This is a genomic window from Chryseobacterium sp. Leaf201 (assembly GCF_001421435.1).
In the GTDB taxonomy this organism is placed as follows: Bacteria; Bacteroidota; Bacteroidia; order Flavobacteriales; family Weeksellaceae; genus Chryseobacterium.
In genome coordinates this window covers 54,797-69,925 of record NZ_LMKA01000035.1, presented here as the reverse complement: position 1 = coordinate 69,925, position 15,129 = coordinate 54,797, and the positions used below count along the sequence as shown (strand labels likewise).

The following is a 15,129-nucleotide window of genomic DNA, read 5'->3' as shown; positions in this document are numbered from 1 at the left end:
AACGATTTTTTTATGAAATATTAAATGTTAGAAAAATTCAATGTAAATATTTTCACCCACGTTAAGGCCGAACAAAGTTTTAGCCCCGTTATTTTTACTGCCTTTGTAAATGGTAAGCTCTAAATGCTGGCTGTCATTGAAGATTGCTGCAGATTGCCCGTGGAATTCCGTTTCCCGGTCCCAGTCTGAAACCACTTCAGTATGGCTCGCAAATACTTTTGAAAGGGCAAGATTTCTGAATTTTATGGTGAAATTTTCATATCCTTTTCCAATGGTTTCAAATAAGTCTTTATTGATATTTGAGATTATATTTCCGAAATTATCAATGTACATTACCTCACCGATAATCATTTTTTCAGAATCATTATAAACAGGTTTCGGAAAAAGAAGCTGTTTGGCAGAGTCGATTTTCCGTCCGATAACCTCCGGGAGACCGCCGTTGGCAAGGTGTACGGCTGCAGGAACAAAAACATCGCTTGAGGTGAAATTGACAATATCATCAAACCTGTTATTCAGGGTGATTTCATAAATAGCTTCCGGCTTGATGTCGAAAAAGACAAGGCTCACCAGTCCGTTATCTGCGGCAATAAAGTAATGCCCGTCTGCTTTACAGACGATATTTTTTCTGGATTTATGATGGAAGCTGTCAACAGACAGTATATGGATGGTTCCTTTCGGGAAGTGTTTATAGGCGTTTCTTACGATATAAGAAGTCTGTACAAGGTTAAATGCCTGGATTTCGTGGCTGATGTCAATAATATGAACATCCTGATTCAGAGAAAGGATGCTGCCCTTTACAGCGGCAACTCTGTAATCCAAATTTCCGAAATCTGAAGTAAGTGTGATAATTGACATGGAATTTTTCTGAAATGATAGAAATGCAAATTTATCTAAAATAAAAAGAAAGCCGGGACGATTGTGGAAAAGAATTTGATATAAATTTCAAAAAAAGCTTTAAATTTAAAATCTAAATTAATAAATACTGCATGTTCGAATTAACATATGATTTGGAAGATATCGATGCGAAAATCTTCTATGGAGTTAATAACCAATATTTCAATGTCATTAAATCTACCTTTCCTACACTTAAAATTACAGGCAGGGACCATCATATCTTTGCCATGGGAAACCAGGAAGCCCTTGATATCTTCAGACAGAAGCTTGACGATATTGTCGGATTTATAAGCAAAAACAATTCTATCGGCCTGAAAGATGTTGAAAATATTCTCAATATCAAAGACGAAAACGAAAAGCAGCTGGTTTTTGATCAGGATATTATCGTAAAAGGGGTCAACGGAAAAGTTATTAAAGCAAAGACCACCAATCTTAAAAAACTCGTAAAAGAAACAGAGAAAAAAGATATGGTTTTCGCAATTGGCCCTGCAGGAACAGGAAAGACCTATACAAGTGTAGCGTTGGCAGCTAAGGCATTGCGTGATAAATCGGTAAAAAGAATTGTTTTAACAAGGCCGGCAGTGGAAGCGGGGGAGAGCTTAGGGTTTTTGCCGGGCGATCTTAAAGAGAAGCTGGATCCTTATTTACAGCCTTTATATGATGCACTCCGTGATATGATCCCCCATGAAAAACTGGAAGGTTTTATAGAGAAAAAAATAATCGAGGTGGCACCACTGGCATTTATGAGAGGAAGAACCCTGGATGACGCTTTTGTCATCTTAGATGAAGCACAGAACACAACACATTCCCAGATGAAAATGTTTTTAACCCGAATGGGAATGAATGCCAAGTTTATCATTACGGGAGATCCCAGCCAGGTCGATCTGCCGCCGAAACAGCAATCCGGTTTAAAAGAAGCCATGAGGATTCTGAAGGATGTTAAGGAAATCGGGTTTGTGCACCTGACAGAAGAAGATGTAGTAAGGCATCCGGTGGTCAGAAAGATTATTCTGGCATACAACAGCGAGGATAAAAAACAAAAAGGCGAATAGTTTAATTCGCTATATGGTTAACTATAAGTACAGGGTAATTTTTATTATCCTGTATTTTGCTTTAACATATACTTAGATTTTGATATTTAAAAAAAAGTGCTATTTTTGCCACGGATTAATTAAAAACTATTAATACTATGAAAAAATTTATACTAATGGCAGCGGTAGCTGTAATGGGAATGAGTGTAAACGCTCAGGAATTTAAATTCGGACCTAAAGCAGGTTACTCTTTGTCAATGTTAAAAGCAGAAGGTGATGGAGAGTCTTATAAATTTGATTCAAAATCTACTTTTTATGTTGGTGCTTTAGCTGAATACAAATTCAGTGATAAGTTTGCTGTACAGGGAGAGGTTTTATATTCTCCTATTGGTGGTAAACAAGAAGAATCTGTTACTTATTCTGAAATGGGAGTTACGGTAACAGGAACTGAAAAAAGTGATTTTAAACTGGGAACTGTACAGATTCCTGTTAGTGCAAAATATTACGCTACTGAAAATCTGGCTTTTGGTTTAGGTGTTAATTTTGGGATTATTACCTCTGCAGAAGTTGAGGTTACTGCTACACTTAGTGGAAGCGCATTAGGACAGGCATTTGAAGAGTCACAGGGAACTACTGAAGATATTAAGGATAATGTGAAAACCTTAAATCTTGCTCCGTTTGTTGGCGCTGAATATACTTTGGAAAATGGTTTATTCTTCGATGCAAGATATAATCTAGGAGTATCTAACCTTATCAAAAATCCTGAAGGAAATGAAACATTAAAAAACAGTTTCTTCCAGATTGGTGTAGGTTTTAAATTTGGTGGTAACTAAAATTTATTCTACTAAAAAGCAAAGCGGTACAGTTTGTACCGCTTTTTTTATGATCTGTATTTTATCCTGAACAGATATCTCCGATAACTTGCCTGATCATTGTTGTAGCGACTTTTCTTAGCACTTTGGAATTACTGTTAATCTGGTTTATGAAGAATAAAGAAATAGAAGTACAGGGCTTTTTAGCTAAAGTCGGATCTCAGGATTACGACGGTTAGCCATATTTGAACAAAATCAGATTTTTTTTAAATCAATCATATTAAACTCCAATTGAAGAATCGGAGTTTTTTTATTCTGATAATTGTGAAAAAGCCAAGAAGCCCATGTACACTACGATTACAGCTGAAAAATGCCAATATTTTCCGATGATATTAATCACATTAACAAATTTTAATATTCAGCAGTACCGCTGTACATTTGCCCTCAGAAAGTATTAAATTTTTAAAAAATGAAAAAAGTATTATTAGCAGGTGCGGTTGCACTTTTCGGTTTATCCAATGCTCAGATTGCTAAAGGAACTGTTTACCTTTCAGGACAAGTAAACTATTCTTCTGTAGACAGCAGAGAAAATAACGATGCTAAAACTGAAGATCTTAGAATTATCCCTACTGCAGGTTTCTTTGTAGGAAATAATGTGGCAGTTGGTTTAGGAGTTGGATATAAACAATCTACTGAAAAAGCTACAGTTACTCAATTCTCAGGTCCTTATACGTTTAGAACAGTAGGAAAATATACTGAAGATGCTGTTGTTGTTGCTCCTTTTGTAAGAAAGTACTGGACAATTGCAGATAAATTATATGTTTTTGGTCAATTAGAAGTTCCTATGGAATTCGGAAATTATAAAACAGAAGCTGCGGGTACACTTACAGACAATGTAAATAATTCAGTTGAGACTCAAAGCATCTCCACAAAGACAAAATATACATCTGTTGGAGTTAATATTAAGCCAGGTTTAGATTATTTCCTAAACAAAAACTGGTCAATTGAAGCGACATTCGGGGAGTTTGGTTTCAATACTTATAAGCTAGATGCGGAAGGAGCTGAAAACCGCAATGATTACAGATTCGGTTTAAACTTATCTTCTGTAACATTCGGAGTTAAGTATGTTTTTGCTAAATAATAAACAAAACATATAAGTGTAAAAGTCCTGGAATCTGATTTCAGGACTTTTTATTGATTAATATCTGCAGATATGCACTGATAAAGCGTTTATTATGGTAGCAATTCCTTAAAAAAATGCCAGCATATATCAAATAAATTATATATTTTTGCACAGCTTAAAATTCCTTTATTACCGAGCCAGATTACAGCCATAAAAACATGAGAAAATAAAGAACAATAAGTGGTATTCTGGATCAGGTCATTACTGTATTGTTTCAGGTTGATCTTATCCAAAATAAAAAAATCAGATAAATTATATTTTAAATAAATAACTATGAAAAAATTATTATTGGCGGGTGCAGTAGCACTTTTTGGTTTGTCAAATGCTCAAATGACTAAAGGAGACTGGGTATTCAGTGGAAGTACAGGATTCTCATTCAACAACACAACTCAGAAGCAGTCTGTAAATTCTGAATCAGCAGACGGACCTAAAATAAGTGCAATTACATTTACCCCTTCTGTAGGATACTTTGTTATTGATAAATTGGCAGTGGGTATAGACTTAGACCTTACAAGCATTACGACAAAATTTTCTGAGCCTGACTATAACAGCAAATCTACAGTAACTAACTTTTCTGTAATGCCTACCGCTACCTATTATTTCGCCAGCGGAAATAAATTTGTTCCTTATTTAGGTGCAGGTGCAGGTTTTGGAACCAATAAAACCAAATATTCCGAAACTGATATGGGCAGTACAGTTTCTTCAGACGATACAGCCAGCGGTTTTACATGGAAAGTAAAAGGAGGTGTTAATTATATGATTACACAGTCTTTTGCTGTTAATGTAGGTGTTTCTTATAACCAGTTTACTACAAAACAGGATATCGAAGGAACTTCTTACGAACTGAAAAACACATATAACAACTTTGGCGTAAATGCAGGATTCTCATTTTTCCTTAAAGCCAAGGCTCAGAAATCTGACAAATAATCATCTTGTGGATGTCAACAAAAAATCCGGTTCAGAAATGAACCGGATTTTATATTTTAAGACTTTAATTTTATTTTATTAAAACCATTCTTTCTGATTGTGTATATAGGTTCTGTCAAATTCTTCATCAGACTTGGTCAGGTAGATGATTCCCTCAATAAATCCGATAATTCCTACGATTCCGCAGGTTACCAAACCTAAAACCAACTGAATGATTCCGGCTTTTGTGTAACCCAGGTAAAACTTATGAATACCAAAAGTACCTAACAGCAGTCCTAAAATACCGGCAACCACTTTCTTCTCAGACCTGTAAGGCTGGAGGTAGTTTCCTTGTTTTTCGTGAATTTCCATATAATTTTTTAATAGTTTTTAACTGATATTCCGGTTATTTACCGAACATTCCGCCCATTCCAGGCATATTCGGCATTTTGCTCATCATCTGCATCATCTGTTTTCCCTGAGGTCCCTGCATCATTTTCATCATTTTGCCCATCTGGTCAAACTGTTTCATCAAGGCATTGACATCTTCAATTTTTCTTCCTGCTCCTTTGGCAATCCTGTTCTTTCTCTGCGTATTGATAATGGAAGGCCTTCTTCTTTCGTCCGGCGTCATTGAGTAGATAATTGCCTCAATGTGTTTAAAGGCATCATCACTGATTTCTACATCTTTGATGGCTTTTCCAACACCCGGAATCATCCCCATGAGGTCTTTCATGTTCCCCATTTTCTTGATTTGGTTGATCTGCTTCAGGAAATCGTCAAAACCAAACTCGTTTTTGGCAATTTTCTTATGGAGTTTTTTCGCCTCTTCTTCATCAAACTGCTCCTGAGCTCTTTCTACCAGGGAAACAACGTCTCCCATTCCCAGGATCCTGTCGGCCATCCTTTCCGGGTAGAAAAGGTCCAGAGCTTCCATTTTTTCCCCTGTGGAAATAAATTTGATCGGTTTCTCTACTACGGAACGGATCGTCAGTGCCGCTCCACCACGGGTATCACCATCCAGTTTAGTTAAAACAACCCCGTCAAAATTTAAAGCTTCGTTAAATGCTTTTGCCGTATTTACAGCATCCTGACCGGTCATGGAGTCAACTACGAATAAAGTTTCGCTGGGCTTGATTAAATAATGAACGGATTTGATTTCATTCATCATCTGCTCATCAATCGCCAGACGGCCTGCCGTATCCACAATTACCACATCGTGACCGTTTGACCTGGCAAAATTAATCCCGTTTTCAGCAATCGTGGAAGGGTCGGTTGAACCTTCTTCCGTAAAAACCTGAACCCCGATCTGCCCGCCGAGTACTTTCAGCTGGTCGATTGCAGCCGGACGATAGACGTCACAGGCTACCAAAAGAGGTTTTTTATTTCTTTTTGTTTTTAAATAATGAGCCAGTTTCCCGGAGAAAGTTGTCTTACCGGAACCCTGAAGGCCGGCAATAAGAATCACAGACGGTTTTCCGGAAAGATTGATGCCTTCCTGGGAGCCTCCCATAAGGTCTACCAGTTCATCATGAACGATTTTTGTCATCAGCTGTCCCGGAGTAAGCGAAGTAAGAACATCCTGTCCCAATGCTTTATCCTGAACCCTTTTGGTAAGATCCTTGGCAACTTTATAATTAACATCGGCATCTACCAATGCTCTTCGGATCTCTTTTACGGTTTCCGCAACATTGATTTCCGTGATTTTTCCTCTTCCGGAAATATTGTGAAGTGCTTTGTCTAATTTATCCTGTAAGCTGTTAAACATATGTATTGTAAATTATAAGTGTGCAAAAATAAGGAAATTTTAGAATATTTGGATATTGAATACGTAATATTATATATACGCAGATATTATTGAGATGATAAAAATCAAATTATGCCGTAATCCGATAGAAAAAGTATATTTTTGTGACACTTTGAAATAAGCCTAATGCATGTTAGGCAGAATACATATAATGCATGAAAGCTAATCCGAATATTTTAGTTACCCTGTTGTTCTTTTTAACATTTCTGATTCATTTTTCACTCTGGAAATTTGTTTTTCACCTGGATGAAATTATCATCGTGAAATTCTATCTTTTCCTGAGCGTTATGTTCATGATGATGATTACGCTTATTGTATTGATCAATAGGGTGGCCCCTGAATTTTTAGGACTGTCTGTCATCGGGCTTATTCTTCTTAAATTCGGATTAATGTATCTGATCAGAAAAAAGCTGAATTTTGAAGTGATCCCGGGATATAAATTCCACTTCATTATTCCGTATTTTGTGTTGACCACACTTCTTACGTATTATGCAATTAAGCTGATCAATCATGACAAAAAACAGTAAAATTATTTATTGAAACTAGAAAAAAATATTATATTTTTGCACAACGAAAAAAACCTATCAATGTTTAAGAAATTCGCAGTTTTATTCTACAGTATTTTTGTATTAAGCTTGGTGTCTGCACAGCATGGTGAAGCAGGTTCTGAGGCTGTTCCGGCTACGGAACTTTCTGAAAAAGACAAAGTAAGTAAAGAAAACAAGGAGTACATCGATCATCACTTGTTGGATGCACACGATTTTACATTGATGGTGGATAAAGAGGGCCACCACATCGGTTTCCCTCTTCCGGTTATTTTTTATGATAACGGTTTCCATTCTTTCATGAGCAATAAGGAAGGATTTATTCACGGAGAGCCAACTGAAGTGGACGGAAACTTCTACAAGCTTCACCACGAAAAGATTTATAAGACTGATGCTAACGGAACGCTGAATTTAGATGAGCATGGGCACCCTTCCAATGAAAAACCTTTGGATCTTTCCATTACGAAAAGTGTACTTATCATTTTGTTGACATCAATCTTTATGTTGCTGTTGTTTACAGGGATGGCAAAGTCTTATAAGAAATCTCAGGTTCCTACAGGAGTGGCAAGATTTTTAGAGCCTTTGGTAATTTTTGTGAGAGACGAAGTGGCGATTCCGAATATCGGACATAAGTATAAAAGATTTATGGGATATTTATTAACAGTATTCTTCTTTATCTTATTTCTGAACGTATTGGGACTAATGCCTTTCGGGATAAATGTTACGGGTAATATTACCATGACGTTCTTCTTAGCAATCCTTACCTATTTAATTACTACATTTTCGGCCAATAAAGATTACTGGAAACACATCTTCTGGATGCCTGGAGTTCCGGTACCGATGAAACTGATCATGCTGCCAATTGAATTATTAGGTACCATTACAAAACCTTTTGCATTGATGATCCGTCTTTTTGCCAACATGACGGCAGGACATATTGTAGTAATGAGTCTGATCGGATTGATTTATGTATTTAAAAATGCGATTGCCGGAGTTGCATTCCCATTCCTTACCTTGGTGATTTATCTATTGGAAGTATTGGTAGCGTTCTTACAGGCTTATATCTTTACTATGTTATCCGCTTTATTTATCGGAATGGCAGTACAGGAGCATGAGCATGAACATCATGCTGCTCACTAATTAATTGTATTTATAATAACAGAAACAAATTTTTAAAATTATATATTATGGAAATCCCTAAAATTGTAGGTGCTGGTATCGTAGTACTAGGTGTAGGTATCGGTCTTGGTAAAATCGGAGCTGCTGCTCTTGAAGCTATCGCTAGACAACCTGAGCAATCTGGAAAAATCCAAACAGCTATGCTTATTGCTGCTGCCCTTGTAGAAGGTGTTGCGTTTGCTGCTCTATTTGCAGTAAACTAATTAAAACTAAAGCCACTATCCGTAACGGTTGGTTACAGATAGTGGTTATTTAAGAAAAAATAGTAATCATTTATACATTTATATAATGGAATTAATTCACCAGTTTTCATCAGGATTATTTATTATCCAGACTATTATTTTTCTAGCATTGTTATTTTTGTTAGGTAAATTTGCATGGAAGCCTATTTTGAACTCTATTAACGACAGAGAAACATCTATTGTTGATGCCCTTAATCAGGCTACATTGGCAAGAAAAGAAATGGAAACTTTAAAAGAGGATAACGAAAGAATTATTCGTGAAGCTAAAATCGAGAGAGATGCGATCCTTAAGGAAGCAAGAGAAATTAAGGAGAGAATTGTAGGTGAAGCTAAAGATACAGCCAAAGCAGAAGGTGATAAATTAATCGAGGCTGCGAAGCAGACCATCAATGCAGAGAAAAATGCTGCCATGGCAGATATTAAGACCCAGATTGGTGTTTTATCTGTAAATATCGCAGAATCTATCTTGAAGCAAAAGCTGGACAACAGCGAAGCCCAAAACGAATTAGTTCAGAATTATCTAAACAAATCAAACCTTAACTAAGAATGCTTACATCTAAAGTAGCTAAAAGATACGCACAGGGTTTGCTTGATTTCACAAATGAATCAGGACAGACTTCTGCTGTATTTTCTGAAATGAAAGATGTAGTGAAGTTAATGTCTCAGTCTCCGGACCTGAGCAAGTTCTTCCTTACGCCTTATATTGACAGCAAAAAGAAAATAGAGGTAGCAAAAGAGATATTTAAAAGCTTATCCGCTTCTTCTCAGAATTTAATCACTCTGGTAATCAGACACGGAAGAGAAAACCAACTGAAGAATATCGCACAGGAATTCATCAATAAAGTGGAAGATATCAACGGGGTGGAAAGAGTAACACTTACTACGGCAACCGAACTTTCCAAAGAAAACATGGACCAGATTTTAAAATCGACCAACCTTGTGAAAGCAGGTTCCAATTTTGATCTGAAAGTACATGTAAAACCTGAAATCTTAGGAGGCTATATTTTAAGAGTAGGCGATCAGCAGATCGATGCTTCCGTTAAGTCTAAGCTTAACAGTATCAAAAAAGATTTTCATTTAAATTAAGAAAAAAACAACCATACAATGGCAGAAATAAATCCGGCAGAAGTATCTGCGATCTTAAAACAGCAATTGGCCAACTTCGATACTCAATCCAACGTTGAGGAAGTAGGTACAGTTTTAACCATCGGTGATGGTATTGCTCGTGTATACGGGTTAGAAAACGTACAATACGGAGAGTTGGTGAAATTTTCTAGTGATGTAGAAGGTATTGTACTTAACCTTGAAGAAGACAACGTAGGTGTTGCTTTACTGGGCGAAAGTAAATTGGTAAGAGAAGGTGATACCGTAAGAAGAACCAACAGAATCTCTTCTATCAAAGTAGGAGAAGGCATGCTGGGAAGAGTAGTGGATACCCTTGGTAACCCTATCGACGGTAAAGGTCCTATTTCCGGGGAATTATATGAAATGCCTTTGGAAAGAAAAGCACCTGGAGTTATCTTCAGACAGCCGGTAACCGAGCCTTTACAAACCGGTATCGTTGCGATCGACTCTATGATCCCTGTAGGAAGAGGACAGAGAGAACTTATCATTGGTGACAGACAGACAGGTAAAACGACTGTTGCAATTGATACGATCATCAACCAAAGAGAATTTTTTGATGCAGGAAATCCTGTATACTGTATATATGTTGCTATCGGGCAGAAAGCTTCTACCGTAGCACAAATTGTTAAAACGCTTTCTGATAAAGGAGCTTTGGCATATACTGTAATTGTTGCGGCTAACGCATCAGATCCGGTTCCGATGCAGGTATATTCTGCAATGGCAGGAGCTTCTATCGGTGAGTTCTTCAGAGACACTGGTAGACCCGCATTGATTATTTATGATGATTTATCCAAGCAGGCGGTTGCTTACCGTGAGCTTTCTCTACTATTGAGAAGACCACCGGGCCGTGAAGCTTACCCTGGAGACGTTTTCTATCTTCACTCAAGATTATTGGAAAGAGCGGCAAAAGTTATTGCTGATGATACCATTGCAAGCCAGATGAACGATTTACCGGATTCATTGAAGCCAATCGTAAAAGGAGGAGGTTCATTAACAGCCCTTCCCATTATCGAAACTCAGGCAGGTGACGTTTCTGCGTATATTCCAACCAATGTAATCTCTATTACAGACGGACAGATCTTCCTGGAGTCTGACTTATTCAACTCAGGGGTACGTCCGGCGATCAACGTAGGGATCTCTGTATCAAGGGTAGGAGGTAACGCTCAGATCAAATCAATGAAAAAAGTGTCAGGTACGCTTAAGTTAGACCAGGCTCAGTATAAAGAATTGGAAGCGTTTGCTAAATTCGGTTCAGACCTTGATGCTTCCACTTTGGCAGTAATCTCTAAAGGAGAAAGAAACGTGGAGCTTCTTAAGCAGCCGGTAAACTCTCCGCTTCCGGTAGACAGCCAGGTAGCCATGATTTATGCAGGTACTGAGAATCTGATGAGAAACGTGCCTATCAGAAAAGTAAAAGAATTCCAGATTGAATACATCGCTTTCTTAAGATCCAAGCATCCTGAAACAATGGCTGCACTTAAAGCAGGTAAAATTGATGATTCCATCACAGGTGTTCTTAAGCAGGCTGCTAATGATTTAGCTTCTAAGTATAACTAAAAAATTCAATGTTTAAGGTTTAGACTGAGTTTAAACCTTAAACTTAAGACCTTAAACCTTGAACCAAAATAATGGCAAACTTAAAAGAAATACGAGGCAGGATTACGTCAATTTCATCTACGATGCAGATTACACGTGCTATGAAAATGGTTTCGGCTGCGAAACTGAAAAAGGCACAGGATGCAATCGTAATGTTAAGACCTTATTCTGAAAAACTGCAGGAGCTTATCCAGAATGTAAATTCAAGTTCAGATCCTGATCAGATTTCTGTGTATGCTCAGAAAAGAGAAGTAAAAAAGATACTTTTCATCGCGGTTACTTCAAACAGGGGATTGGCAGGTGCTTTCAACTCTTCTATCGTAAAAGAACTTAACATACAGTTTCAGAACAATTCCCAATATGAGATTGAAGTTCTTACGGTAGGTAAAAAGGCTTTTGATGCCGTAAGAAGAAACCGTACCGTGTATGCCAATGCAAGCTCGGTTTTTGATAATCTGAACTTTGACATTGTTGCAAATGTTACCGAAGGGGTAATGACCAGTTTCAGAGAAGGGAAATTTGACGAAGTATACGTAATTTATAACAAATTCGTCAATGCAGCTACCCAGGAAGTGACCACAGAGAAGCTTCTTCCGATCTCTATGCCGGAAACGACGGAACCTCAGGTAGAAACAGATTATATTTTTGAACCGAACAGAAAAGAAATCCTTGATAACCTGATTCCTAAATCAATCAAGACCCAGGTGTTCAAAGCTGTTCTTGACTCTGTTGCATCAGAGCACGGAGCCAGAATGACGGCTATGCATAAGGCAACTGACAATGCTCAGGAATTAAAGAATGATCTGGTGATCTTCTATAACAAAGCAAGACAGGCTGCCATCACAAACGAAATCCTGGAAATTGTTTCGGGAGCGGAAGCGTTAAAAAATTCATAAAAGTCTATTTTAACATAAATATAAAGCATCGTATACCACGATGCTTTTTTTTGTTACTTTTATTTTGTCTATCTTTGTCAGTACAAATTTTATATTAATTTCTAAATGGACTCGGACATAGTCAGGCTTTTGCTAGCCTTATTTCTTGTTTTACTAAATGGCTTTTTCGTAGCCGCAGAATTTTCAATTGTTAAAGTTCGTTACTCACAAATACAGATAAAAGCCGCAGAAGGGAACTCTATGGCAAAACAGGCGGAACACATCATCAAACATCTTGATGAATATCTGTCGGCCACGCAGCTGGGAATCACACTCGCTTCGCTAGCCCTGGGTTGGGTAGGGGAAAGTGCCCTTCACCACGTGGTTCAGAATATTTTCAGTTCCTTAAGCATTGATTTGGCTGAGACCACCATTACCACCATTTCTGTGGTAACCAGCTTTGTACTGATTACCGTGATGCACATTGTATTCGGTGAGCTTATTCCAAAATCAATTGCCATCAGGAAATCGGAAGCTACCACAATGGCTACCGCTGTACCTCTGAGGGTTTTTTATACCGTTTTTAAGCCGTTTATCTGGTTGATGAACCTGATGTCCAATACTTTTTTAAGGTTGGTTAAAATCCACCCGGCTTCAGAACAGGAGATTCACTCAACGGAAGAATTGCAGCTTCTGGTAAAGCAGAGTGCAGACAGTGGGGAAATTGAAGAGGAGAATTATGAGATTATCAAGAATGCATTTGATTTTACAGATCATTCCGCAAAGCAAATCATGGTTCCCCGTCAGAATATTACCTCTATGGATTTTGAAGAAGATGTCAATGAGATCATCAACAAAATCATGGACAGCGGATATTCGCGTATTCCCGTGTATGTGGATTCTATTGATAATATAATCGGTATTTTATACACCAAGGAAATTATCAGGGAATTCGTCAAGAGAAAAGGAGAACTGAATCACGATGACCTTAGAGAATTGATGCGGGATGCATTTTTCGTGGTCGGAAGCAAGAAAATTTCCGATTTATTAAAAATATTCCAGCAGAAAAAACAGCATTTGGCGATTGTTATTGATGAATTCGGAGGTACGGAAGGAATTATTACCCTTGAAGATATCCTGGAAGAACTCGTAGGGGAAATTCAGGATGAAGAAGATGATGAAGAAAAGATCGTTGATAAAATAGGCGATAATACCTATTGGATCCAGGCTACGCAGCCGTTGGATGAAATCAATGAATTTTTACCTAAAAAGCTTCCGCTTCCTGAAGAAAGCGAATACAATACCCTGGCCGGATTTATCCTGCATGCCCTGGAAGATATTCCGGAAGAAAACCAGGAGTTTGCCCTTGAAAACTACCACTGTAAAATTCTGAAAATGAATAATAAAAGTGTGGAAATGGTTGAACTGGTCTATCTGGAACCTAATGACGTTAATGATCAGGCCGAAAAAATAGGAGAGGTTTAATAAAAGAAGCAATACAATGATTTTTTATAACAGTATAAAAGATTACGAAGATCCGAAACGCCAGTACGAAGAAGAGGTACTTGTTTTGGATGAAACAGATGAAATCTACAAGCTGGTTTTGCATAATGATGATATTCATACCTTCGATTATGTAATTGACAGCCTGATCGAAATATGCAAGCACACGCTGGAACAGGCTGAGCAATGTACCATGCTGGTGCATTTCAAAGGCAAATGTACCGTAAAAACAGGGTCAATGGATCTTCTGAAACCGATGCATGAAAAGTTGCTGTCACGCGAACTGACCAGCGAAATAATATAGCATAAAGCTCTGGCCGTCGGTCGGAGCTTTTTTATTTTCTGCGGTAACATATCCCATTAAACGCTACATTTTACAAACTCCGTTGTTACATCTTATCCTAAAATAGTATATTTGTAAAAACTATAAAGAAACAAAAAACAATGCTTGTAATAGGAATTGCCGGGGGTACCGGATCCGGCAAAACTACAGTTGTTGATAAGATCATCCAGCAGCTTGATATCGAGGGAATGAACATCCTTTCCCAGGATAATTATTATCACGACAATCATAATTTGACGCTTACCGAAAGAGAAGCCTTAAACTATGACCACCCGAAATCCATAGATTTCGAACTGATGCTTAAACACGTAAAAGCATTGAAAAACAATGAACCCATAGAACAGCCGATTTACAGCTTTGTTACCCATTCCAGAACCGGAGACCATGTAACGGTAGAGCCTAAAAATGTATTGGTGGTAGAAGGGATCCTGGTTCTTACCAATAAAGAATTATTAAAGGAATTTGACCTTAAAGTCTTTGTTCATGCAGATTCAGATGAAAGGCTGATCAGAAGGATCAGAAGGGATACCCAGGAAAGAGGGCGTGACCTGAATGAAGTACTGCACCGCTACCAGACTACTTTAAAGCCTATGCACCAGGAATTTATTGAGCCTTCAAAAAATGAAGCCGATTTAATTATCCCGAATATGAGGCAGAACTCTGTAGCCATTGATTTTTTAACAACCGTTATTAAAAATTCACTGAGAAAACATTAAAATGAAAGAAAATAACCTTATTAAAGATATTCAGCCTAAATCTGAGACCATTAAACTGATTCAGAAGTATGTACTGAACAAATATACCCTTACCATCTGCCTGTTTCTGGTCTGGATGGTTTTCTTTGATAAGACTTCCTTTCTCGTCATTAATGAACTGAACGGTGAGATCAATAAATATGAAGAACAGCTTCAGTACTATAAAACGGAATACGAAAAAAATGATGCGTTCTATAAGAAATTGATGAACAACAAATCTGAAAAAGAGAAATACGCAAGAGAAAACTATTTCATGAAAAAACCGAATGAAGAAATCTTTATTCTGGTTGTGGACAGTGCAAATATTGCGAAAAAATAATCTTGAAGCGAATT

At 37.5% G+C, this 15,129-nt stretch carries 18 protein-coding genes; 15 read left to right on the top strand and 3 right to left on the bottom strand.

The features are described from left to right. Positions 1 to 27: 27 nt before the first annotated feature. Entirely contained in the window at positions 28 to 855 is an 828-nt protein-coding gene (locus ASE55_RS03660; protein ID WP_056215702.1) for an S-adenosyl-l-methionine hydroxide adenosyltransferase family protein, read from the bottom strand. A 131-nt stretch (positions 856 to 986) separates the two neighbouring features. Here ASE55_RS03660 and ASE55_RS03655 point away from each other — a divergent pair, with 131 nt between their 5' ends. The 4 genes from ASE55_RS03655 (at position 987) to ASE55_RS03640 (ending at position 4,847) form a co-directional block, all read left to right on the top strand. Further along, a complete protein-coding gene (locus ASE55_RS03655; protein WP_056215700.1) occupies positions 987 to 1,946 on the top strand; it encodes a PhoH family protein in 960 nt (319 codons plus the stop codon). Between the two features lie 137 nt (positions 1,947 to 2,083). After that, complete coding sequence (locus ASE55_RS03650; RefSeq protein WP_056215697.1) at positions 2,084 to 2,758, top strand: porin family protein; 675 nt, start codon at positions 2,084 to 2,086, stop codon at positions 2,756 to 2,758. A 448-nt stretch (positions 2,759 to 3,206) separates the two neighbouring features. Beyond that, positions 3,207 to 3,878, top strand: a complete 672-nt coding sequence (locus ASE55_RS03645) for an outer membrane beta-barrel protein (RefSeq protein ID WP_056215695.1) — start codon at positions 3,207 to 3,209, stop codon at positions 3,876 to 3,878. A 315-nt stretch (positions 3,879 to 4,193) separates the two neighbouring features. Beyond that, complete coding sequence (locus tag ASE55_RS03640; RefSeq protein ID WP_056215692.1) at positions 4,194 to 4,847, top strand: outer membrane protein; 654 nt, start codon at positions 4,194 to 4,196, stop codon at positions 4,845 to 4,847. 78 nt (positions 4,848 to 4,925) lie between these two features. Here ASE55_RS03640 and ASE55_RS03635 read toward each other — a convergent pair whose 3' ends face one another. Both ASE55_RS03635 and ffh read right to left on the bottom strand, forming a co-directional pair. After that, the gene (locus tag ASE55_RS03635) at positions 4,926 to 5,198 is read right to left on the bottom strand and encodes a TM2 domain-containing protein (protein WP_056215689.1); all 273 of its coding nucleotides are present in this window, start codon (positions 5,196 to 5,198) and stop codon (positions 4,926 to 4,928) included. Between the two features lie 34 nt (positions 5,199 to 5,232). Continuing rightward, positions 5,233 to 6,594, bottom strand: a complete 1,362-nt coding sequence (gene ffh, locus ASE55_RS03630) for a signal recognition particle protein (protein WP_056215687.1) — start codon at positions 6,592 to 6,594, stop codon at positions 5,233 to 5,235. A 194-nt stretch (positions 6,595 to 6,788) separates the two neighbouring features. On the opposite strand from ffh, the gene ASE55_RS03625 reads away from it, so the two are divergent. From ASE55_RS03625 to ASE55_RS03575, 11 genes are all read left to right on the top strand, one after another. Further along, on the top strand, positions 6,789 to 7,160 hold the full coding sequence (locus ASE55_RS03625; RefSeq protein ID WP_056215684.1) for a hypothetical protein: 372 nt from the start codon (positions 6,789 to 6,791) through the stop codon (positions 7,158 to 7,160). A 60-nt stretch (positions 7,161 to 7,220) separates the two neighbouring features. Next, the gene (atpB, locus tag ASE55_RS03620; RefSeq protein WP_056215681.1) at positions 7,221 to 8,318 is read left to right on the top strand and encodes a F0F1 ATP synthase subunit A; all 1,098 of its coding nucleotides are present in this window, start codon (positions 7,221 to 7,223) and stop codon (positions 8,316 to 8,318) included. Between the two features lie 47 nt (positions 8,319 to 8,365). Next, entirely contained in the window at positions 8,366 to 8,560 is a 195-nt protein-coding gene (gene atpE / locus ASE55_RS03615; RefSeq protein WP_002979108.1) for an ATP synthase F0 subunit C, read from the top strand. A gap of 85 nt (positions 8,561 to 8,645) precedes the next feature. Continuing rightward, on the top strand, positions 8,646 to 9,143 hold the full coding sequence (locus ASE55_RS03610; RefSeq protein WP_056215679.1) for a F0F1 ATP synthase subunit B: 498 nt from the start codon (positions 8,646 to 8,648) through the stop codon (positions 9,141 to 9,143). Between the two features lie 2 nt (positions 9,144 to 9,145). Beyond that, positions 9,146 to 9,685, top strand: coding sequence for an ATP synthase F1 subunit delta (gene atpH / locus ASE55_RS03605; RefSeq protein WP_056215675.1), 540 nt, complete (start codon positions 9,146 to 9,148; stop codon positions 9,683 to 9,685). 18 nt (positions 9,686 to 9,703) lie between these two features. Continuing rightward, positions 9,704 to 11,281: a F0F1 ATP synthase subunit alpha gene (atpA, locus tag ASE55_RS03600; RefSeq protein WP_056215672.1), complete on the top strand. Its 1,578-nt coding sequence runs from the start codon at positions 9,704 to 9,706 to the stop codon at positions 11,279 to 11,281. A gap of 71 nt (positions 11,282 to 11,352) precedes the next feature. Beyond that, positions 11,353 to 12,216, top strand: a complete 864-nt coding sequence (gene atpG / locus ASE55_RS03595) for an ATP synthase F1 subunit gamma (RefSeq protein WP_056215669.1) — start codon at positions 11,353 to 11,355, stop codon at positions 12,214 to 12,216. Positions 12,217 to 12,321: 105 nt separating this feature from the next. Continuing rightward, entirely contained in the window at positions 12,322 to 13,680 is a 1,359-nt protein-coding gene (locus ASE55_RS03590; protein ID WP_056215667.1) for a hemolysin family protein, read from the top strand. 16 nt (positions 13,681 to 13,696) lie between these two features. Next, positions 13,697 to 14,002: an ATP-dependent Clp protease adaptor ClpS gene (locus tag ASE55_RS03585; protein ID WP_056215664.1), complete on the top strand. Its 306-nt coding sequence runs from the start codon at positions 13,697 to 13,699 to the stop codon at positions 14,000 to 14,002. A gap of 122 nt (positions 14,003 to 14,124) precedes the next feature. Continuing rightward, a complete protein-coding gene (udk, locus tag ASE55_RS03580) occupies positions 14,125 to 14,757 on the top strand; it encodes a uridine kinase (protein WP_410492999.1) in 633 nt (210 codons plus the stop codon). A 1-nt stretch (position 14,758) separates the two neighbouring features. Continuing rightward, a complete protein-coding gene (locus ASE55_RS03575; RefSeq protein WP_056215660.1) occupies positions 14,759 to 15,115 on the top strand; it encodes an FtsB family cell division protein in 357 nt (118 codons plus the stop codon). The last annotated feature ends 14 nt before the right edge of the window (positions 15,116 to 15,129 follow it).